The organism is Okeania sp. SIO2B3 (assembly GCF_010672525.1).
Classification (GTDB): Bacteria; Cyanobacteriota; Cyanobacteriia; order Cyanobacteriales; family Microcoleaceae; genus Okeania.
Map to the genome: position 1 here is coordinate 1 of NZ_JAAHGH010000034.1, position 19,623 is coordinate 19,623.

General features: G+C 36.3%; 19 protein-coding genes. 11 read left to right on the forward strand and 8 right to left on the reverse strand.

Features of this window, described 5'->3' with window-relative positions:
• The 3 genes from F6K15_RS20785 to F6K15_RS20795 all read right to left on the reverse strand — a co-directional run.
• The coding region (locus F6K15_RS20785) for a hypothetical protein (RefSeq protein WP_293063805.1) at positions 1-1,085 on the reverse strand (1,085 nt) is incomplete at its 3' end.
• Positions 1,086-1,390: 305 nt separating this feature from the next.
• Entirely contained in the window at positions 1,391-1,798 is a 408-nt protein-coding gene (locus F6K15_RS20790; RefSeq protein WP_293063807.1) for a helix-turn-helix transcriptional regulator, read from the reverse strand.
• Positions 1,799-1,905: 107 nt separating this feature from the next.
• Positions 1,906-2,169: a hypothetical protein gene (locus F6K15_RS20795; protein ID WP_293063809.1), complete on the reverse strand. Its 264-nt coding sequence runs from the start codon at positions 2,167-2,169 to the stop codon at positions 1,906-1,908.
• Positions 2,170-2,652: 483 nt separating this feature from the next.
• Between F6K15_RS20795 and F6K15_RS20800 the strand changes: the two genes are divergently transcribed.
• From F6K15_RS20800 to F6K15_RS20820, 5 genes are all read left to right on the forward strand, one after another.
• Positions 2,653-3,003, forward strand: a complete 351-nt coding sequence (locus F6K15_RS20800) for a hypothetical protein (protein ID WP_293063811.1) — start codon at positions 2,653-2,655, stop codon at positions 3,001-3,003.
• A gap of 65 nt (positions 3,004-3,068) precedes the next feature.
• Positions 3,069-3,422 (forward strand): PAS domain-containing protein, encoded by a 354-nt coding sequence (locus tag F6K15_RS20805; RefSeq protein ID WP_293063813.1) that lies wholly within the window; start codon positions 3,069-3,071, stop codon positions 3,420-3,422.
• A gap of 268 nt (positions 3,423-3,690) precedes the next feature.
• Positions 3,691-8,259: a caspase family protein gene (locus tag F6K15_RS20810; RefSeq protein WP_293063815.1), complete on the forward strand. Its 4,569-nt coding sequence runs from the start codon at positions 3,691-3,693 to the stop codon at positions 8,257-8,259.
• 86 nt (positions 8,260-8,345) lie between these two features.
• Entirely contained in the window at positions 8,346-8,528 is a 183-nt protein-coding gene (locus F6K15_RS20815) for a hypothetical protein (protein WP_293063818.1), read from the forward strand.
• Positions 8,529-8,663 carry a hypothetical protein gene (locus F6K15_RS20820; protein ID WP_293063820.1) on the forward strand — a complete coding sequence of 45 codons (135 nt, stop codon included), beginning with the start codon at positions 8,529-8,531 and terminating at the stop codon, positions 8,661-8,663.
• Between the two features lie 16 nt (positions 8,664-8,679).
• Here F6K15_RS20820 and F6K15_RS20825 read toward each other — a convergent pair whose 3' ends face one another.
• From F6K15_RS20825 to F6K15_RS20835, 3 genes are all read right to left on the reverse strand, one after another.
• Positions 8,680-10,359 (reverse strand): hypothetical protein, encoded by a 1,680-nt coding sequence (locus tag F6K15_RS20825; RefSeq protein WP_293063823.1) that lies wholly within the window; start codon positions 10,357-10,359, stop codon positions 8,680-8,682.
• A gap of 509 nt (positions 10,360-10,868) precedes the next feature.
• A complete protein-coding gene (locus tag F6K15_RS20830) occupies positions 10,869-13,094 on the reverse strand; it encodes a CHAT domain-containing protein (protein WP_293063826.1) in 2,226 nt (741 codons plus the stop codon).
• A gap of 71 nt (positions 13,095-13,165) precedes the next feature.
• Complete coding sequence (locus F6K15_RS20835) at positions 13,166-13,375, reverse strand: hypothetical protein (protein ID WP_293063828.1); 210 nt, start codon at positions 13,373-13,375, stop codon at positions 13,166-13,168.
• Between the two features lie 261 nt (positions 13,376-13,636).
• Here F6K15_RS20835 and F6K15_RS20840 point away from each other — a divergent pair, with 261 nt between their 5' ends.
• The 3 genes from F6K15_RS20840 to F6K15_RS20850 all read left to right on the forward strand — a co-directional run bounded on the left by F6K15_RS20840 (position 13,637) and on the right by F6K15_RS20850 (position 15,751).
• The gene (locus F6K15_RS20840; RefSeq protein WP_293063829.1) at positions 13,637-13,951 is read left to right on the forward strand and encodes a hypothetical protein; all 315 of its coding nucleotides are present in this window, start codon (positions 13,637-13,639) and stop codon (positions 13,949-13,951) included.
• Between the two features lie 124 nt (positions 13,952-14,075).
• Positions 14,076-15,362, forward strand: a complete 1,287-nt coding sequence (locus tag F6K15_RS20845; RefSeq protein WP_293063831.1) for a transposase — start codon at positions 14,076-14,078, stop codon at positions 15,360-15,362.
• A gap of 95 nt (positions 15,363-15,457) precedes the next feature.
• Positions 15,458-15,751, forward strand: a complete 294-nt coding sequence (locus F6K15_RS20850; RefSeq protein ID WP_293063833.1) for a hypothetical protein — start codon at positions 15,458-15,460, stop codon at positions 15,749-15,751.
• Positions 15,752-15,857: 106 nt separating this feature from the next.
• Here the strand turns inward: F6K15_RS20850 and F6K15_RS20855 are convergent, their stop codons facing one another.
• Both F6K15_RS20855 and F6K15_RS20860 read right to left on the reverse strand, forming a co-directional pair.
• Positions 15,858-16,118 carry a hypothetical protein gene (locus F6K15_RS20855; RefSeq protein WP_293063835.1) on the reverse strand — a complete coding sequence of 87 codons (261 nt, stop codon included), beginning with the start codon at positions 16,116-16,118 and terminating at the stop codon, positions 15,858-15,860.
• Between the two features lie 224 nt (positions 16,119-16,342).
• Positions 16,343-16,591, reverse strand: coding sequence for a hypothetical protein (locus F6K15_RS20860; RefSeq protein WP_293063836.1), 249 nt, complete (start codon positions 16,589-16,591; stop codon positions 16,343-16,345).
• A 228-nt stretch (positions 16,592-16,819) separates the two neighbouring features.
• Here F6K15_RS20860 and F6K15_RS20865 point away from each other — a divergent pair, with 228 nt between their 5' ends.
• The 3 genes from F6K15_RS20865 (at position 16,820) to F6K15_RS20875 (ending at position 19,363) form a co-directional block, all read left to right on the forward strand.
• Complete coding sequence (locus tag F6K15_RS20865; protein ID WP_293063837.1) at positions 16,820-17,182, forward strand: hypothetical protein; 363 nt, start codon at positions 16,820-16,822, stop codon at positions 17,180-17,182.
• Positions 17,172-17,756, forward strand: a complete 585-nt coding sequence (locus tag F6K15_RS20870; RefSeq protein ID WP_293063839.1) for a hypothetical protein — start codon at positions 17,172-17,174, stop codon at positions 17,754-17,756. Before F6K15_RS20865 ends, F6K15_RS20870 begins: the two co-directional genes overlap by 11 nt.
• Before the next feature lie 227 nt (positions 17,757-17,983).
• Positions 17,984-19,363, forward strand: coding sequence for an AAA-like domain-containing protein (locus tag F6K15_RS20875; RefSeq protein WP_293063841.1), 1,380 nt, complete (start codon positions 17,984-17,986; stop codon positions 19,361-19,363).
• The last annotated feature ends 260 nt before the right edge of the window (positions 19,364-19,623 follow it).

The window sequence follows — 19,623 nt, forward strand, 5'->3', positions numbered from 1 at the left end:
CTTATGGTTTTGTGGTATTTTGCTGGTATGTGTTTTCCGTCGTCGGAACAGGGGTCTAGGTCTATTTTTCCTAACACAAGTTCTACTAATTCAACAATCTCTGGTGGTGTGTACCAACAGTCGGAAGGCTTGGAGGAGTTGGGAGCTTTGTTCGCTTCAGCAGTTTCTATTTGGGTGATTGCTGCTGTCTTATGTTGAGGAGTTACGCGATCGCTTGATTTCTGTGACTCTAAAACTATATCTGTCTTTAAGCCTTTCAATATTTCAGTAAACGCATGAATATTTCCAGAACAGTAAACTTTGTTGCGACCAGGACGGATATACCAAAAGTTACCGTCGTTATGACCTACCTCGATATCTTCATTCTCGATCTGAAAAACGCCAAAAGTTTCATTTAGATGGAAAGTGCCGGAAGTACCTAAATTACATAAAGAAGCAGTAAACTTACCTCCTACTTCCTCTGCTGCTTCGTACAATTTCTGTCGAAAATTTTCAGCAGGTTTTCCTAGTTTGAATTCTTTCTCCACCCTATCTATTAAGGGTTGAGTAGTGGGATTGATATCTTTACTCCACCTCTTGGCGGATTCAGATTTTTTGAGACCTACTTGATGTTGATTTTGTTTGTTGTTCCAAAGTACCCGGAAATACCTTCGTTCGTTCCCTACACTTACTTCTCCACTGATGGAGTTGTACCAAGTTACATCAACATCTTTTGATGCGTTCTCTGTTGCAGGCAGTTCTGTCTGATTGTCTAGACTATTATCATCTAGACAATTACTACTTTCGGTATATTTTGAGGGTTTTGTGTCCGAGACTACATTTTTTTGTTCGTCTTTTCGATAATCGCCATCAACTATTTCAATTACTCGCAGTGTTGGTGACGGTAATGTTGGTAAGATTAATCCGAGTTGTTCGGCAACTTCGGATCGATATACGGGATATTTTGCGAGTATTGGAGCCAATTCTCCTGTTAATGCAGAAATTTTCGTATCCGCATTACTCATGTCTTCTAGACGTTCTTGTTCTTGCTGTAGCTGGACTTGAAGAATTCTCACCAGCTCTTGTTGGCTTTGTAGATGTATCATAATGAATTTTATTTATATCGTTTACAGAATTTCCTGGTTGCAGACAGTGGGAATTCCGTGTACATCAGAGAGTGGTGGGTTGCGGGGGTTAATTGAAAATCTTGTATATACGATTCGCGATCGGAAATAACACAACTGCAGCTATATAAAATATATTGAGTTTTTATGCTATCAATCGATCAGTAGTTCAAGATTTTTAACATGAATGCAATATCACTGTGATGCAACGGAGATACGGATGGAGTGATGCTCGGCTCAAGTGTAGTTGGTTGCACTTGGTTACACGGGGGAGCGATCGCTACATCCTATCCGCTTTCTATAACCCACTTTTTGTGCAATTGATGGGCCAATCGGCGTACTTTTCGAGATGGTTTGTTCTGGCCATTAATCCAGTGGCCAATGGCTCGGACTGAAACCCCTAGAGCTTCAGCTAATGTATCTCTGGAAATATTGAAATTTTTGAGCAGTTGTAGCGGGTCCAATTCTGCTGTTTCGATTTTCGGAGGGAACGGCAGTGGCCACTTATTCAAAATCTGTAAAAGTTCCCACGCTAGTCGTTGAATAGTCCGGCTTGGGTTTGTTGAGCCACACATCCATCTCGATACGGCAGATGGATTTACTCCCAGGGCTTTTGCTAGCTGCGTTTGCGATAGCCACTGGAATTGCAAAAGGAGGGAGACTGGATTTGTCTCCTCGAAAAGTGCTATACTCATAATTCAAGAATTTTAATATTTCGTGTGCTATCGGGAAGTTGAGATCTTCCTGGTAGCTTTATTTTTTGGAAAGGCACAAAACTGTGCTGTTAATTTCAATATACTACCTAATCAGTAGTATTCTTGTCAACTTCTTTCTCAGAATATTTTCTCAGAAAAACCGACAACTCGTTGTAGAAATCAGCGTAAAAAAGTAGTTTTTGGACATATAGTGCTTCGGTAGTCAAATCTTTCCAGTTCTTGAGAGTGTTTCGAGCTAAACCTGTCACTTGCTCTAATTCCTCAAGACACTTTGCTTTGTATCCCCACTGTTCGGGGGTTATCCCGTATTTTCTGGGGACCCATTTCGCACAGTAGTCTTTTGGCTGCATTCAATTCCACTAATAAGGTACAGATTTATTATCAGCATTAGAGACAACCACTACTGGATTTACTCGAATCGCTACTATGTACTTGTTCGGTATTGTTTCTGAGGAATTAGTACTAATTAAGTACATAATCTATTCTGGAGGAATCAAGCGATCGCCACAATAGGACTTTTTCAAAGCTCAACTCACTTACTAAAACCGCTTTTGAAAACTATTTTTAGAGCGAATTTGTTGAGCTTTAAGAATTTGCACAGTTGATGCTTGGGTCTTGATGCACTAAAGTGCTAAGGCTCTTTTGCTGATTAATCTAAGATTGTTCTATCAATAGATTTACACTACAATAAGATCCTAGCATCTACTATAATTAATGTCAATCAACTTTAGTCTAGCATACTGAGTTGATTGAATATTCAAATAATCAACTGTAGGGGAATAAAGTTGTAGGGTGGCTATTATGGTTAATGTAAATAGTAGATAATATATTGAATGACGGCAAAAGTTACCCCAACTTTGAGTGACGAGACCATGGCCTTTTATGACGAATGGGCAGAGGAGCAAGGCAGGGGCACCGCTAATATGTGTGGCTTTGTCTTGGAGCTTATTGCCAATTTGATTAGGGATGGCTACGAAATACCTGGACTACCACAGCCCATAAGAGCTAAAAATCCAGAAAATTTGTCTATCAATTTTTTGAATTTACTGAAGGGTGAAGGTCAAAAAATGACCCACGGACAATTTTTAATTTTGGCCAGAAAGCTCAACGTATCTGTAGATTCATTGATAAGAATGGTAAATGACAAACCCTTTGTTGAGAACGGCGATCGCAAAAAAATTTGAATAATGAAATTATTACCCAACCTATAACATCTTTAAATTATGATTTAATCAAAACTCTCAATAGAATGGTCGAATACGAGGTACCTTGCGGTTTAGTGACACCTGATGACAAGCAGATATGGGTCAATCGTCAATCCGAACAACTGTGTCACGCGAGTGGTCAGGAGCTTGTACAGGTAAAAACCTCGGATTTTTTGCATCCAGCGACTCTAGCTGATTTCTATCAAAAAATCCGTCAGACGAGTAAGAATACATCTTTTGAATATACTTACCGCGCCCGTATGGGGTTTAAGAAGAATGAAGATGATTCTGATATTTGGGTGCAGTTAACGAACGTTTATGAAATAATCGATGATTCCGGAAATAGACTTGCTAGAAACCTTGGCTCTAGAGAAATAGCATCACCCGTAGTTCAATAGCATGAGATTTTCCGATAGCAAATGCTATCGGAAAGACACAGTAACATAAAAATGTAACTATGGATTTGATCATTCCTGACACAATTTATTCAGCTAGTAGGGGAGAAAAACGTCTTTTAAACCCGCATTTCGTACTTGAAAATATAGTACAAAAATAGCACGAGAGAGCGACACTATTACTGTGAAAAAGTAGAGTTATAGCCAATTTTAACAAGTCAGGGTGAAGTTATATTATTACTTTAGTCTTTTGTGGGACTTGCACCAGTATATGAATAGAGATGCACTAATTATTGGAATAAATAAATATCCCTTTCTAAAAGTTAATGGAAAGGTTCAAAACCTCACTACTCCAGCTAGTGATGCGGAAAAAATTGCTCATATTTTAGAAACTAAAGGAGAATTTAAAGTAAGAAGATTGCCAGTAAAACTCTGTGAAGGTAATCATCAAATTGACTCAGACAGTACATTAAAAGCAGAAGAATTACAGGATGCTATTGGACAACTGTTTAATCCAGAAGGAGAAAATGTACCCCATACCGCTCTCTTATATTTTATTGGTCATGGACTCCGAAAAGTTAGTTATGGCGTAACGGAAGGATTTTTAGCCACTAGCGATGTTAACCCTAGTCGTAATCAATGGGGATTTTCCTTAAAATGGTTACGGGAATTATTACAAAAAAGCCCTGTTAAAGAACAAATTATCTGGTTAGACTGTTGTTATTCAGGAGAATTATTTAATTTTACTGAAGCAGATTTAGGTACAGGAGATCGGGAACAGACCCGCTTTTTTATCGCTGCATCACGGGAATATGAACTGGCAGAAGCTAATGTATTTTCTCGCACTCTTTGGGAAGGATTAAATCCGAATAATAATCCAGAGGGATTAGTTGATAATGACACTTTAATTTCCTATTTAAAAGAACATCTTTTAAATGCTCCTCAACAACCTATTTTTGCTAATCCGAGTCGGCAAATTCTGTTAACAGGAACTAAAGGAAAAACCATATTTAGCAATATTAATGGGGATTGTCCCTATAAAGGTTTACGTTTCTTTGATGTTGATGATGCTGAATATTTTTATGGTAGAGAAAGATTAACTCAAGAATTAATTGACAAAGTACAGGTAGGAAAAGCTAATTTTTTAGCCGTATTAGGAGTATCAGGCAGTGGTAAATCTTCCTTACTTCGGGCAGGTTTAATCTATCAGTTGCAGCATAAAGATAGATTGCCTCAAACTCAATCTTGGAAGATTAGTATATTTACTCCTGGAGAAAAACCTTTAGAAAGTTTAGCGATCGCTTTTCTGGAGAAAGAATGGACGGATGGACAACGGTATGAGGAATTACAAAGGGTAAAACAGGCAATAGACAAGGGTGCAAATGGTTTTGCTGACTATATTAATGTGTCTCAAGTACCCCGTACTCTATTGATAGTGGATCAGTTTGAGGAAGTGTTTACAGTATGTAAGAGTCCTAAAGATAGAACTAATTTTATTACTACTCTTTTAGGCGCATTGCCACAGACAGGGGATAAACTTTGTCTGATTTTTGCCATGCGGGATGATTTCTTTGGTAAATGTGCAGCATATCAGGAATTAGCAACTTTAATTCAGTCGAATTTATTGATGGTGACACCCATGAATGAGGGGGAATTACGAGATGCTATTGAAAAACCTGCAACAAAATTAGGCCGTAAGGTTGAGCATAATTTAATTGATGTTATACTTAAGGATTTGAGAGTAGAATCTTCGGGGCAGGAAACTCCAGAAGCGGAACCTGGATTATTACCTTTGTTGTCTTATACTTTAGAGCAGTTATGGTATAGGCAGACTTTGAATTGGTTAAGGTTAGAGAGTTATAATCAATTGGGTGGGGTACGCAAGACTCTGGAGAATTTGGCAGAGGAAGCTTATAATAAGCTTTCTGAGACAGAACAACGCATTGCTGACCAGATTTTTATTAAATCAACTAATTTAGGAGAAGGTACACCTGATACTCGTAAGCAGGTTTCTATGGATGTGTTGGTGAGTTCGGGGGAATCGGAGGAAGTAGTAACACGGGTGGTGCAGAAGTTGGCTGATGCTAGGTTAATTGTTACTCATAACCTATCTGTTACAGACTCTTCAAAATCTCAAGAGAAAAAAAATGTAATTGTGATTGATGTGGCGCATGAAGCGTTAATTCGTTATTGGGGGAGGTTGCAGGAGTTATTGGAGAATAATCGAGACGCGATTCGTACTGAAAGAAAAATTCAAACTGCTGCTGAGGAATGGGAAGACAAGGGAAAATCTAAGGATTATTTGTTGACGGGATTGAGGTTAGGGGAAGCTGAAGAGTTTTTACAGGATGGGAGTAAAATTGTACCTGTTTCGGTTTTAGGGAGAGAATTGATTGAGGAAAGTGTTACTCAAAGAAAGAGAAACAAAATATTTCAGTTTGGTAGTTTAGCTATTTTTATTGGAGGACTAACTTTAGCAGCGATTATTTCTTTAATTCAGCGTCAAATAGCTGTCAGACAAACTGAAATTGCTCATGCTCGTCAATTAGCTGCACAAGCTGAAGTAATAAAAGATCAACAGGTTAATCTTCTACCACGAAGTGTTTTGCTATCTCTAGAAGCTATGCGAAGATTTCTGTCCTTAGAAACAGATCAGGCTTTACGTTCTAGTTTAGCTCTCCTTCCTAGGAGTTCTAGAGTTAAGATGCAGCACAAAGGTTCTGTCACCCATGTTGCCTATAGTCCTGATGGCAAATATTTAGCTACAATTGATCAAAATAGAAAAACTGCTAGACTTTGGGATATTGATAGTAACAAAGAACTATTTAGTATTGAACATAAAGATTTTGTATTTGCTGTTATATTTAGCTCTAATGGAAAATATCTAGCTACAGCTAGTGACGATCAAACTGCACGAATTTGGGATGTAGCCAGTGGCAAAGAAGTTTTCCGCTTTGAGCATGAAGATAGGGTGAGAGCTATTGCTTTTCATCCAAGTGAAACATACTTAGCCACCCGAAGTTATGATGGAACTGTACGAAAATGGGATCTAAATAATGGTCAAGAATTTTTCCTTTTTAAATATGAGAGTGGAGTCAACGATATCAGTTTTAGCCCTGATGGAAAATATTTAGCTACAGGCAGTAACGACACTGCACGACTTTTGGATGTAGCTACTAGGCAAGAAATTTTTCGCCTTAAACATGAAGATGGAGTATCAGATATTGTATTTAGTCCAAACGGAAAATATTTGGCTACATCAAGTTGGGATAAAACAATAAAAATCTGGGAAGTTAATAGCGGGAAAGAAATCAAGAAGATCAAATATGCAGCTTGGGTACATGTTGTTGCATTCAGTCCCAATGGTCAATACTTGGTTGCATCTAGTGGAACACCAGGAGGAGCATTACAGACAGATGATTCCGTAACAAATATATTAGAGGTATCTAGTGGTAAAGAAATTGCCCGTCTAGATATAGAATTTGGTGGTGTGAGAAAATTTTCCTTCAGTCCGGATAGTAAATATGTGGCTACTGTTAGCACAGGAGGACAAGTATGGGAATTAGTTAGTGGCAAGGAAGTTATGCGTTTTAAACCGGAAGATATAGTATTAGATATTGCTTTTAGTCCAGATGGAAGGTATTTAGCCACAGGGAGTGGAGATAAAACTGCACGAATTTGGGAATTTACTGGTAGTAATATATTGGATGAAACTTATGGTATTTTGTTTAGCCAAAATGGAAAATATATCGCTAGGCTTGAAAAAGACTATACACTATCAGTTTGGGAAAAATCTAGTAATCAGAAAATATTTACACTAAAAGATATACAGGCAATTCGGATAAGCTCTAATGATGAATACTTAGCTACATTAGAAAAAAATAATACTGTCAAAGTATGGGATATCAGTACTGGCCAGGAAATTTTTCAAATGCAACATGAGGACAATGTTGGGGGCTTTTTATTCAGTCCTAATAATCAATATTTAGCTATTAGAGAATCTAGCATTTTGAAGATATGGGAACTAAAAACTAGGAAAAAACTTTTAGAACAACAAAGTCAAGGCTCATATTTTAATTTTGAATTTAGTCCAGATGGAAATTATTTAGCAACCATAAATTTAGGAACCATAAATAAAGAAATAAAAATATGGGAAATACCTGATGGCAAAGAAACTAGAAGTATAGATTATGATTATGAGTCATCATTTATAGATGGGGGATATAGTTCTACCTTTATCAAGTTTAGTTCAGATGGGGAAAAGTTATTGTCAGGAACTTCTCAAAGTGGAGAAGCAGTTATATGGTCAGTAAAAAATGGTAAAAAAGTTAATAATTTCAAACATAATGATTTAATAATGAGTGCTACTTTCATTCCAAATAGTAACTATGTAGCTACAACAGGAGCTGATAATACTGCAAGAATATGGAATATATCTACTGGGGCAGAAATTTTCCGTTTAAAACATGACCAACCAGAAGTATGGGATGTTAAAGCAAGTCCTGATGGTAAATATATAGCAACAGTAGGTCAAGATTACACAGCACGAGTATGGGAAGTTACTACTGGTAAAGAGATTATTCGTTTACAACACAGTAGTCCAGTAGAGTATGTTGATTTTAGTCCAGATGGTAAATACTTAACAACATTTGCCACAGATAATATAACAAGGGTATGGTTATTAGAGTCAGAAGACTTAATTACAGAAGCTTGTACTCGTTTAACTCGAAACCTATCACTAGAAGAATGGCAACAGTATTTACCTAATGAACCATATAGAAAAACTTGTCCCAATTTACCAATTTATCCTAGTGTTTTAGAAAAAAGTAATAATAATTAGACATCTCCAAAAATAAAAAATAAAATCAATTATCGTACAGAAATTATAAATTATTTTCCCCTAAAAAACAAAATCATACAGAAATTATGAATATTTCTACCAATATCAAAAATATTCTCAAATTGATTGAAACTTTATCACCAGAAGATAAAAATTTGTTAGTTCAACAACTACAAAATAAGAAAGAGAATATTTCATCAGATAATCCTTGGATTAAATATGCAGGAATGTTTAAATATGATTCTCAATTTGATGAAATTTTAGGATAAATGGAATTCTATCGTCAGGAATTAGATTCTGAAATAAAACACAACAATGAAACTTTTTCAAATGACAATAAAAATCGTGATTTTTTCCAAATTCCCAACTTAAATTTAGAAGATTGGACAATTTCGACCGATTGATTTTAGATGATAAATTTTAATTTGTTTCACCCTCCTCTTTTTTACCACCACTCTGCAACTTCCTCAACCCCAGATTAGCAATATCAGCACTCAAACCCCACAAAAATAATCCCAAATAATCATATAATCCATTAACCCCAAAAGTAGCACCTGCATTCACATACAAAGTTTGTAATCCTAACAATACTAAAACAATCAATAAAACCAACCACAAAATAGGACGAATTAACCAATAACGGACTTCAGTATTCAAAGTTTGAACACCTGACAATGCAGCTAAAAACTTAGCTAACCAATTCCAACGACGACTACCCGGAAGTTTAGGTTTTAAAGCTTGAATAGTATCAACTAATTTATCCCTACTTGCACGAAAGCCATCCAATAAAGGCTGAATAATATCATCAGCAATTCCCATTGAACCATCTGTTTGTGCTTCCCTTAAAATTTGTTCAACTTCTTTGCCTAACTGTTGTGCTTGTTCAATATTACCTGCTATTAATGAGTTGATAGCTCCCTTGATTTGAGGATTTAGTCTAGCTTTTAGTGCATCTAACTCTGATTCATTCAATTTGCTTTCTAATACTTCCAAATTAGTTAAAAAACTAACATTAATCTCCAGCCTATTTAACTCTTGTTCTAAAGCTTCTTCTGTTTCTTCTCCCTTATCAATTTTCTCCTTAACCGCTTTAAATTGCTGTTCTAAATAAGCAAAAGCACTCTCATTTTTAATATTTGCTGCATTACCACGCAATTGAACATAACGAGGATAAAGCTTAACCTGCTTTTGTGCTTTAGGATTTTCCATATCCTGTGCTAATCTTCCTACCAGAATCCCCACAAGAATCACAATTAAAGCAAAAATAGGTGCATCTCTTACTACTACAGTCGCATTAATTTTGACAGGTTCATCAGCATTTTCCAATTTAAATCGTAACGTTCCTTGATAACGATCTGGTGATAGTTGATTCCCATTAATTTTTAAATCAATAAATTCAACTTTTTGAGCTTTTAACTCTTGTTTAGGGACAGGAAAAAATATATCATTATTATTAACAGGATTGCCCGTTTTTTCCCCTTGCATTACTACCGTAGCATCAGTTAATTTAACAGGAATTAAAGTTTGATTATCCAGTTGTACCGTCCATTTATCCTGTACCACACCATCCGGTAATAACCAAGTTGCTAACCCACAACTGAGAAAATTTTGACAACGAACCACTTGGAGATTTAAGTTGTCAGAAACAGGAACAACATTAGGTTCAGCATCAATATTTAATTCTAAAGGAATTTCTAAAGGTTTACCTTCCGTTTGTCCTGAAAGCATAAAGTTAAGCTTACCCTTATACTCACCAGGATGAGTAATATTATTCACCTTCACTCTCACATCACGGGGTTGACCGTCACTTAAACTTATTCCAGTAGGAATTCTAATTTCACTACGGTCAATCACAACACTATCATCATCGGTATTATTGAGGTCAGAAGGAAGTAGTTGTAAGTCCTTAATTTCACCCCCTGTCACCGTCAACCGCACATTACCGCTAAAAGAAGTAGTGTCCTTATCCAACGTTCCCTTGATAACTAAAGGAGTATCCCCCTCATCAACAGTAAGACGAGGTAATTCCGCAGCTAAAACAACCCCTGATGAAGTAAATATCAGGAAAATGCAGCTAATAATGACAATGAAACGTAACAAAGACTTTTTCCTCCAATCTTCATCTGCTAATCTTTGAATTAATTTTCTCTAGCTACTCATAAAAACCGGAAAATTTGTGGAGCGAATAGGTATATTTTTCAATCTCTTTTTTGGGTAGATTTTGCCAATTTTTGAACTTTCTCTAGCGGTAAATCTAAATATTCAGCAATAATTTCTAAACTTAAACCTAAACGGATCATATTTTATATAGCTTTTTATTGAATTTTTTGCTCACCAATTTCTTCTCCCTCAGCAAAAGCTTATTGATAAACCTTAGTTTGTTTTAATTCACTTAAATCCAACATCGCTTCAATCTCCTTTCTAGTTTTTTGAGGTAACTTATAGATAATAATTGTTTCAATTCAAACGATTAAATTTTGTTGAATCTTTGGCTCAGTAATTTCCTCTTTAGCTTGAGAAATTAAAGATTTAGCCAAATTAATAGCTTTATTTTCTTCATATTACCAGTTTAACAACTCCTAATTTTGCAATTATAAATTTTCTAAAATTTACTCAATAACTTTTTGAGCTAATTTAACATCAGCAGAAGCAAATAAACTGTAAGTTAATCCTCTAGGATCTAAATGTTCTCGTAATAAACTTTGACGAGACTTAAATAAAGCTTCTCCTGCAGGATTTTGTTGTAAGAAAGATTGGAAAAAATTCAGGATAAAAGCATCAGCTAACTTCTCTTTTACTTCACATTGCGTACCAATTACACCAGCAGCACCTCTGTCACAGAAAAATTGTAGTAAATTCTCAAAATTATCAGGAGTATAATCCGCAGAATCACAAGCATTTAATACTACTAAAGATTGATGCTCCTTAAAGTTAACATTCCAAGCATCCAAATCAATTAATTCAATTTGTTCCCCATCTCCCACTTCTAAATAAGGAGTACCAAAATCATCACTACCTCCGTGAGTATAGAAATATAATATATCTGCTGGATTATTACTATCAGATAAAGCAGGCTGAAGTTTATCTAAACTATCAATCCGTAAGAATTTAAGTAAATCTTCAGATGCTAAAGTGTGTAACTTTTCCCAATGATTATTTAACTGTTTAAAATCATTAAAAACTATCGCTTTAAACTGTAAAGGTAACTGATTCCGAATCAATAAAGGTAAAGAATGTTGAGGTGCAGAAGTATGAGGAGTAATTTTACAAGGTAACTGTTCAATAATATAACGATAACCCCAAAAACTATGAGGACAAACTACCCTTGCTTCCTCCTCTGTGCCATAACTAGGACAATCTTCAGGTTTTGAACCATGTTCCTTCCATGTGGGACAAAGTGTAATTCTTCCCTCACGATACTTTTCAATTTTACGCTCGTAAAGTAACTCCCAAGGAACACCTAATTGACTCGATAAAGGTGCTACTTGAATAATGGTTTCCGGTTCTAAATCAACCTTTAATTTATCACTTCTGTCTACTCGATTTTCCTGTTTAGCTAACCCCGGTAATAAAGCTAAATAAAACTTTCTTCCGATAGCTGCCAATTGACCTAAATGTTTGGTTAAAACACCTTCTGTACTACCAATTGTTCCTGCATAAGCATTCATACTTTTAACTAATTGAGTTCTTAATGCAGCTAACATTTGAGTTAAACTATCATCAGTCAGTCTAGAATGTTGACAACCTAAATCTTTTCCTGTGGTATCGTAGAACCTTAAACCAATACGATTATAGTCAATATCTCTTTCAGTTACTATAGTTAACCTGCGAGGTTTTTCCTTGAAAATTTTCAATTCATCAGGATTGAGAATTGCGCTACGAGTCCAAGTAATATAAGCATCTTGCACCGGAAAAGCTGATTCAGGTGCAACATCTCCCGAATGTTGAACTACATAAACTTCAACTCTTTTTGATTGTAATAAATGTCCATGAAATAATAAGTCAATATCAATAGTTTGTCGTCCAGTACGAGTAAGGAATATTCGGAAATCAACAAAGTCACTATTACCCTTTTTTGGAAGTTGTAATTTCTGTTGAGGGGAATCAACTCTAACATCAAAAGAATTAACAACCACATCCATTTCTAAAGATTCTTCTTTTTCATAAAAAGGTATAAGTAATTGTTCTGGAATGCTTTTTTTCGGTGAACAAATACCCCAAAAATCACCAACATTTACTTTCAAAATATAAGATACAGAAGAGAAATTGTGGGCTCTATTACCTAATGGTCTATGTAAAGCTAAAGGTTGATTTGTTTCAATTAACTCTGTATTATCTAATGTATAGAAACCTGTATTAATATAACGAGGTTTAGTTGCAGAAAATTCATCTAGAGCAAATTGTAATCGTTTAAGAGAACTTAAATTAAGAACTAATTGAGTAGGATCGCCAGATTTTAAAATTGTACTTGCTGCAACTATAGTAGGTGTAATATCAGGATTATCATCAGGCTCTACACCAAAAGTAACAGGTTCAGAATCTCCATAAGTTAATTCTGTTTCTAGTTCTTCCCAAGTTGGTAAAAATTCTGTAGGTATTTCTTCAACTAACTCTAATTCTTTTTTAATTGTTTGAAAATGCCAATTTAATTCCTCATTTTCTTCTACAATTGTCATTAAAGTTTCTTCAATATCTTCCCAATATTCAGGGCTAGTTTCTAGAGCAAAGCCTTCGTTTCGTAAGGTGTCTAATTCATCCTCAGATAGAGGATTTTTCAACCTTCGTAAAGCCAACAAAATGATCATAAGTGTGTTGGTAATGCTTAAATTTGTCATTTGCTCTTGATCTAGCTACAAAGTATTTCAACAATTAACAATTGTAATGATATTATTGCAATTACCAACCACTATGGAGTATCGGATTTTGATGCTATTTCAGCCAGTGCAGCTTCAGTAATAACTTTTCGTATCCATTCACTACGGTTGGGAAGCGATCGCACATAAGCATCAATTTTTAATGGCAATCTAATACCCATACCAGGACCCAATCTTTCTTCATCATTTTCAGTTTCTGATATCCATTGTCCTTTCTCGTTTTGGTAGATTTTTCTGCTCATTTTTTTTCTCAAATAGCTCTAATTAGACCTAACTAGACTATAACCGAAGCGCACGCCTGATTTTAATTAAAGCAGATTATCAATATACACAATAATCATAAATAAATTCAATACTATAACAATGCAACCGAAGCGCACATCGGTTATAATTTAATTATAGAGGAAAAACAAATTCTCTACAAAAACCAAAAGGGACACCACCACGCACCGTCCAAAGCTTGTGTGATGTCCCGCCCCCTAATAAGACATAGGAGAAATCTAATGATAGCACAAATACAGAAAAAAAGGCCAGCCCCACCTCAACTGAAGCTAGTCGCACCACCCGTACAACCACCTCAAAGCAACGATAATTGGCTTTATGACGGGACTGATGATGCTTGGTTGTATACAGACTACTCTCAAGCTCCTTACAACATTTGTACAGAAGCAAGCACTACTGCCTATAAACTCCCACAGTATGAGGAAGACTTGGGATGCTATGACTGGTCAACTCCTGTGAAGACATCAGAACAAATCTGGCAGGAAGTAGACGATTTCATAGCATCAGGTTCTCCAGATGATTTCGACGAATTCTAGAGAGTGATCCATTACAGCCATAGAAGCTACTATTACTGCTTCTATGGTTTCAGTAAAGTTAGTTTAACCAAATAATTAACAATTGTTAATATATTGCTATTATATCTACAGGAGGTGATGATTAATGTACGGATGTCAGCAACACTTAGTAAAAAGTAGTCCAGAAGTAATGGCAACTATTGAGTACCTATGCACAGAAGCTAATAAGCTTACTAACTGCGGGATTTACTATTGTCGTCAAATGCTATTTAAAGCAGGACGCTTTCTGTCTAAAGCTGAACTAGATTTTGAGTTAAAAAGTAATCCGCATTTCAAAGCTATGAGGTCAGCTTGTGCCCAACAAACACTGCACTCTGTAATTGAGTCCTTCAACTCTTATGCTAGATTAGCCAAGATGTTTAAATCAGGTGAACTGACACAGAAACCAAAACCACCAAAATACCGTAAAAAAGATGGTTTAACTGTTGTTAGTTACCCGGCGCGTTGGGTGAAGTTGGTTGATGGTATGCTTAAGTTTCCTCTAGGTAAGCAAGTCAAGATATGGTTTGGTATTGACCATTTCTTATTACCAATGCCTAATAACTTAGATTTTAATCAAATTAAAGAGTATAGGTTCGTCCCTAGAAATAATTGTTTCTATCTAGAGTTTGTTTATGAGCAATCCAAACCAGAAACAGGCAATCCTATAGCAGAAAACGTTTTGGGTATTGACCCTGGCTTGAGCAATTGGTTAACCTGCGTGAGCAATGTAGGTAAGGCTTTTATAGTTGATGGCAAAAAGGTAAAATCTCAAAATCAATGGTACAACAAGCAACTAGCCCAAATCAAATCAGGTAAGTCTGCTGACTACTGGGACGATAACTTAGCAGCTATAACTGAAAAGCGTAACCGTCAGATGCGGGATAATGTGAACAAAGCAGCTAGGTTTGTTATCAACTGGTGCATTGAGCATCAAGTAGGCACAGTAGTTTTTGGGTGGAATCAACGCCAAAAAGATAGTATTAACATTGGCAAGAAAAATAACCAACAGTTTGTTCAAATACCAACAGCCAAGTTAAAAACCAGGATAGCTGAATTATCTGAGCAGTATGGGATTAAGTTTGTTGAAACTGAGGAAAGCTATACGAGTAAAGCTAGTTTTTTAGATGATGATTTTCTACCGACATTTGGTGAAAAACCCGAAAGGTGGAAAGCATCAGGAAAGCGTGTAAATCGTGGCTTGTATCATTCAGCAAAAGGTCAAGTTATCAATGCTGACTGTAATGGTGCAGCCAATATTATCAAAAAAGTAGCAACACAGCTAAGTATGGACTTAGCCAAGGTTGGTAGAGGAGTTTTGATGCTCCCACAACGATATAAGTTAGATTGTCTAACCAAAAAATATCGTAAGCAGTGCGTTGCGTGGCAATAGCGCCCGCAGCCATCACATCCGCTTAGAATCCAGGGTGTTTTAACCCCTGGAGACATCAAGTAGAAGTTGGTGATATAAGACATTTTTTGGAGATTTTGGCTGACGGTAATTCGTTAGCTCTCTACGGGAACCAATTACTTAAGGAAGCACTGTGTCAAAAATTTTTTGATATGACCATCGCAGAAATTATCAATAAATTGAATCCCGAAGCTTTGAGCGGACTTACAGGTATTGAGCTGGAACGCATGGCAGATATAGCGGTAGGCCAGTATCCACCCACCAATACAGAATTAGTTCTGCTTGCCAGGGAGCTAAAAATCATTGGTTTGGATGCTCAGAAGCTTAGACAGATAAGGGATAGAGAATTTCCCAATTATGTTGATGATTAGGCAATCGCAACCAAATTAGCATGAATTACTCTTGAGCTTATACTAATGATTTTTGAATTAGCCACGGAGCAGTTAGTTGTTATTTTTTCTGATTTAATATTACTGATTAAGTAGTACTCTTGTCAACCTTTTTCTCAGAATATTTTTTGAAAAAATCTGATAACTCGTTGTAGAAATCAGCATAGAAGAGTAGTTTTTGGACATATACTGCTTCGGTAGTCAAATCTTTCCAGTTCTTGAGAGTGTTTCGAGCTAAACCTGTTACTTGCTCTAATTCCTCAAGACATTTAGCTTTGTATCCCCACTGTTCGGGGGTTATCCCGTATTTTCTGGGGACCCATTTCGCACAGTAGTCTTTTGGCTGCATTCAATTCCACTAATAAGGTACAGATTCATTATCAGCACTCTTATCAACCACTACTGGATTTACTCGAATCACTATTATGTACTTTTTCAGTATTAAATCCTCGTAAATAATACTAATTAGGTACATATTTTATTCTGGAGGAATCAAGCGATCGCCACAATTAGGACTTTTTCAAAGCTCAACTCACTTGAAAAAAATAGCTTTTGAAAACTAAATTTTACAAGTTATTTTTGAACTTTGAGAGCTTTTAATTCTGCAACTAAACTTTGCAGAACATCTAAATGCTCCACCTTAAAGTTAATTACAAACCCGTTTCCGTCCCGGCTATACCCCGGACAATTTAAGGCTACTCCTTCCTCACCATCTTCACAAGTCGTTTTTGCTGAAAATAGCCAGTCGTCGGGAGTTAAGGCGTAGTGAGTGTCCGTCCACGTTTTATGGTTTGACTCGGAAATTTGAGTAGTTTTGTTCATCAAGTACCTCCGTAGAGGCCCATACGGGCAACTCTTAAATGAGTTTGTCTGTATCTGGTCAAGATACAGTTGTTACGCCGTGGCTTTTGTGAGTCACGGTTTTGTTTTTATTTACTGTACCTACTTTACCCGTGTATACTAAATATGTCAATTAACATATTTGTAAAGATTTAAAAAGTCAAAAGAGTAACTTGGGTCATAATACTTATGTAGGGCATATAGGAGATTATGGCCATAGGAGGAGAAAGAACAAAAGCTTTTAAGGTAGATCCACCTGAAAGTGTACACGCTGATTTTAAAAAATTGGTACTTGAATATAACACCAATATGCGAGCTAGAGCTTTAGAACTTTTGAAATTGGACATTCAAAATTGGCAGCATGGCACAGATACCTTAAAAGAAAGTATAGATAATCAACAGGCAAAACAGGACTGTGCCATCGCTCTGGGATGTTGGAAAATGCTTTTGGAGGGTCGGGTTCCACCAGAACCCGAATTAATCAAGCTCTGTGCAATTTTTGATGCAGATGCAGCAGAACTAAGGGAAATGTTGAGACAGGCAATAGGAGGAAGAAGGATAAATGGTGTTTAATAAGGTGATGACCCCTGTGGACTACTCACTTTTAGGGTTGCATTGGGTGAAATTATCAAACGATTTGGTGGCCGTCGTAGGCTGCGATGGTGAACCATTGCCAGTAGATAAAATTCACTATCTTATAGATAATGCTTGGGATAAAATAGCTGACGCTTGTGCTGCTAAAGGTTATTCCAAAGCGTTATTGTATGCTTCAGATAATAGACAATATAAAATATTAGCTAGTTTAAGTGGGAGTAGTAGTGAATCACTACCACCACAAGAACCATCAGAAAGTTCAGAATTGCTTATCAATGTTCCTGAACCATTAATTACCTTACAATTACTGGAAGATTCTGATTTACCTACATATATTAATGCGATCGCTACTCAGAAAAAACTATATGCTAATCATACTGCTCTAAATGCACAAGGACAGCCACCTGAAATGTTTCTTCAGGGCAATGCTTATGACTTGAACGATGTAGAAGAGTTGGATTATCGCACCGCTAGAGTGGCGAGAAGTTGGTGGAATATGAATATCAAGCTTGGCGATGGTTTTTTGACATCGAAGCTGGTAGATTCAGATTGAAGCGTATGCAGTTTCACTCTAATTTCAAGCAGATTCAATTTTGTGGTCAACCTTGGTTGGGTCAAGTTTTGGAAGCTGTTGAAACAGGTGTTACAAGACTGTAAGGTAGTGAGCGATCGCTAAATTAACCAAGCGATCGCTTCAATTTAAAATATTCTCTGATGGAAGAATTATCACTGCATGTAGTGTCTTTGCCTAAGTCCTGATATTATGAATATATATTACAGATGGATACAAAACGAACTGCGGACTCTATCAAGCTAGATTTTATTTTAGAAACTATCAACTGCAAGTTACTAGAAACCAAAAATCCTCCTTTAAATACTGCAGAAATTATGCTTCTCCAAGGTATCTGGGATAATAAGACCTATAATATTGTGGCTGAAGAGGCAGGTTACAGCTATGGTTATCTAAGTAGTGTCGTTGCTCCTGAGTTATTTAGACGAATTTCTGATATTATTGGTCAAAGGGTGACAAAGAAAAACTGTCGGATGCAACTGCAAATATGTCTCATCCCACAAGCTACCTCAAAAAAAAATGTCCGACCTCAACATTCCGAAAAACTTTCTATCAGTATAACACAACTAATGTCACCAAATTTTCCGAGTGGATGTATTTCTCTAAATTCCCCATTTTACATACAACGATCTGATATTGAGAAGCAAGTGTATGCAGAAATTGAGAAACCAGGAGCATTGGTGAGAATCAAAGCACCGCAGGAGATGGGCAAAACTTCCCTTATGTTGAGGGTTATAAGCTATGCAGAAAGATTGGACTATTGCACCGTTAACTTAGACTTACAACAGGTAGACAAAAAAATTTTGAGTGATGATATCAACAAGTTTTTACGTTGGTTTTGTGCTAATATTGCTTATCAACTAAACCTAGAGCCAAACTTAGATGACTATTGGGATGAAGCTCTTGGGAGCAAAATTAGTTGTCGTCTATACTTCCGCAACTATTTATTACAGTCAATTAATTCTCCCCTACTTCTAGCTTTAGATGAAGTCAATCATATTTTTGAGTATCCAGAAATAGCAGAAGACTTTTTTCCTCTATTGCGATCGTGGTATGAGGAAGCAAAAAGACAACCTGTGTGGCAAAAACTGCGTTTAGTGGTAGTTCACTCCACTGAAATTTATGTACCTCTGCAACTGAAACAGTCACCTTTTAATGTGGGGTTACCAATTCAGTTAGGTAGTTTTAGCTTAGAAGCAGTTTTGGAATTAGCCCAATTTTACGGGATCAACTGGAGTGATGGAGAAGAAGCACATCTTTTGATGGCAACCACTGGAGGACATCCAGCACTGGTGCATCTGGCTATTTATCATCTGAGTCGAGAAGATGTAACAATGAGACAATTATTAGAAACTGCTGCAACATCTACCGGAATTTATGCCTATCATTTGCGACGTCATCAAGTAAAGTTGGAAGAGGAGCCAGAATTAGCGATCGCTGTGCAAAATCTTGTCAATACTAATGAACCTATATTATTAGAGCCTATTATTGCTTATAAGTTAAGTAGTATGGGGTTAATTAAGTCCGATGGAAATAAGGCCACATTAGCTTGTGATTTGTATCGACAGTATTTTGGAAGTCAACAATAACCTTTTAATAATTAATAATTAACAATTAATAATGGCTTTTTCTTACAAAAAAAGGGCGAGGCTTTAAACCCAATTTTTCAGTAAAATTACTCCCATCAGAATATTGTTGCCTTCTTATGTTACACTACGGTCGAATCTTAATTCTGCCATGGCCAATTTTCAACTTATTTATTGGTTTATGTCGATTAAATGGTTAATCTAGCCCACTTTAGTACAAATTTTTGCCTAACCATATTTTTGAAGTCAGTTAATTGACCTCA

Excerpts from the sequence above, each read along its gene's own strand:
- F6K15_RS20875 (WP_293063841.1), top strand. The coding sequence starts at position 17,984 with ATGGATACAAAACGAACTGCGGACTCTATCAAGCTAGATTTTATTTTA.
- F6K15_RS20855 (WP_293063835.1), bottom strand. The coding sequence starts at position 16,118 with ATGCAGCCAAAAGACTACTGTGCGAAATGGGTCCCCAGAAAATACGGG.
- F6K15_RS20830 (WP_293063826.1), bottom strand. The coding sequence starts at position 13,094 with ATGACAAATTTAAGCATTACCAACACACTTATGATCATTTTGTTGGCT.
- F6K15_RS20845 (WP_293063831.1), top strand. The coding sequence starts at position 14,076 with ATGTACGGATGTCAGCAACACTTAGTAAAAAGTAGTCCAGAAGTAATG.
- F6K15_RS20790 (WP_293063807.1), bottom strand. The coding sequence starts at position 1,798 with ATGAGTATAGCACTTTTCGAGGAGACAAATCCAGTCTCCCTCCTTTTG.
- F6K15_RS20805 (WP_293063813.1), top strand. The coding sequence starts at position 3,069 with ATGGTCGAATACGAGGTACCTTGCGGTTTAGTGACACCTGATGACAAG.
- F6K15_RS20795 (WP_293063809.1), bottom strand. The coding sequence starts at position 2,169 with ATGCAGCCAAAAGACTACTGTGCGAAATGGGTCCCCAGAAAATACGGG.
- F6K15_RS20835 (WP_293063828.1), bottom strand. The coding sequence starts at position 13,375 with ATGAGCAGAAAAATCTACCAAAACGAGAAAGGACAATGGATATCAGAA.
- F6K15_RS20865 (WP_293063837.1), top strand. The coding sequence starts at position 16,820 with ATGGCCATAGGAGGAGAAAGAACAAAAGCTTTTAAGGTAGATCCACCT.
- F6K15_RS20840 (WP_293063829.1), top strand. The coding sequence starts at position 13,637 with ATGATAGCACAAATACAGAAAAAAAGGCCAGCCCCACCTCAACTGAAG.
- F6K15_RS20860 (WP_293063836.1), bottom strand. The coding sequence starts at position 16,591 with ATGAACAAAACTACTCAAATTTCCGAGTCAAACCATAAAACGTGGACG.
- F6K15_RS20800 (WP_293063811.1), top strand. The coding sequence starts at position 2,653 with ATGACGGCAAAAGTTACCCCAACTTTGAGTGACGAGACCATGGCCTTT.
- F6K15_RS20820 (WP_293063820.1), top strand. The coding sequence starts at position 8,529 with ATGGAATTCTATCGTCAGGAATTAGATTCTGAAATAAAACACAACAAT.
- F6K15_RS20815 (WP_293063818.1), top strand. The coding sequence starts at position 8,346 with ATGAATATTTCTACCAATATCAAAAATATTCTCAAATTGATTGAAACT.
- F6K15_RS20870 (WP_293063839.1), top strand. The coding sequence starts at position 17,172 with ATGGTGTTTAATAAGGTGATGACCCCTGTGGACTACTCACTTTTAGGG.
- F6K15_RS20810 (WP_293063815.1), top strand. The coding sequence starts at position 3,691 with ATGAATAGAGATGCACTAATTATTGGAATAAATAAATATCCCTTTCTA.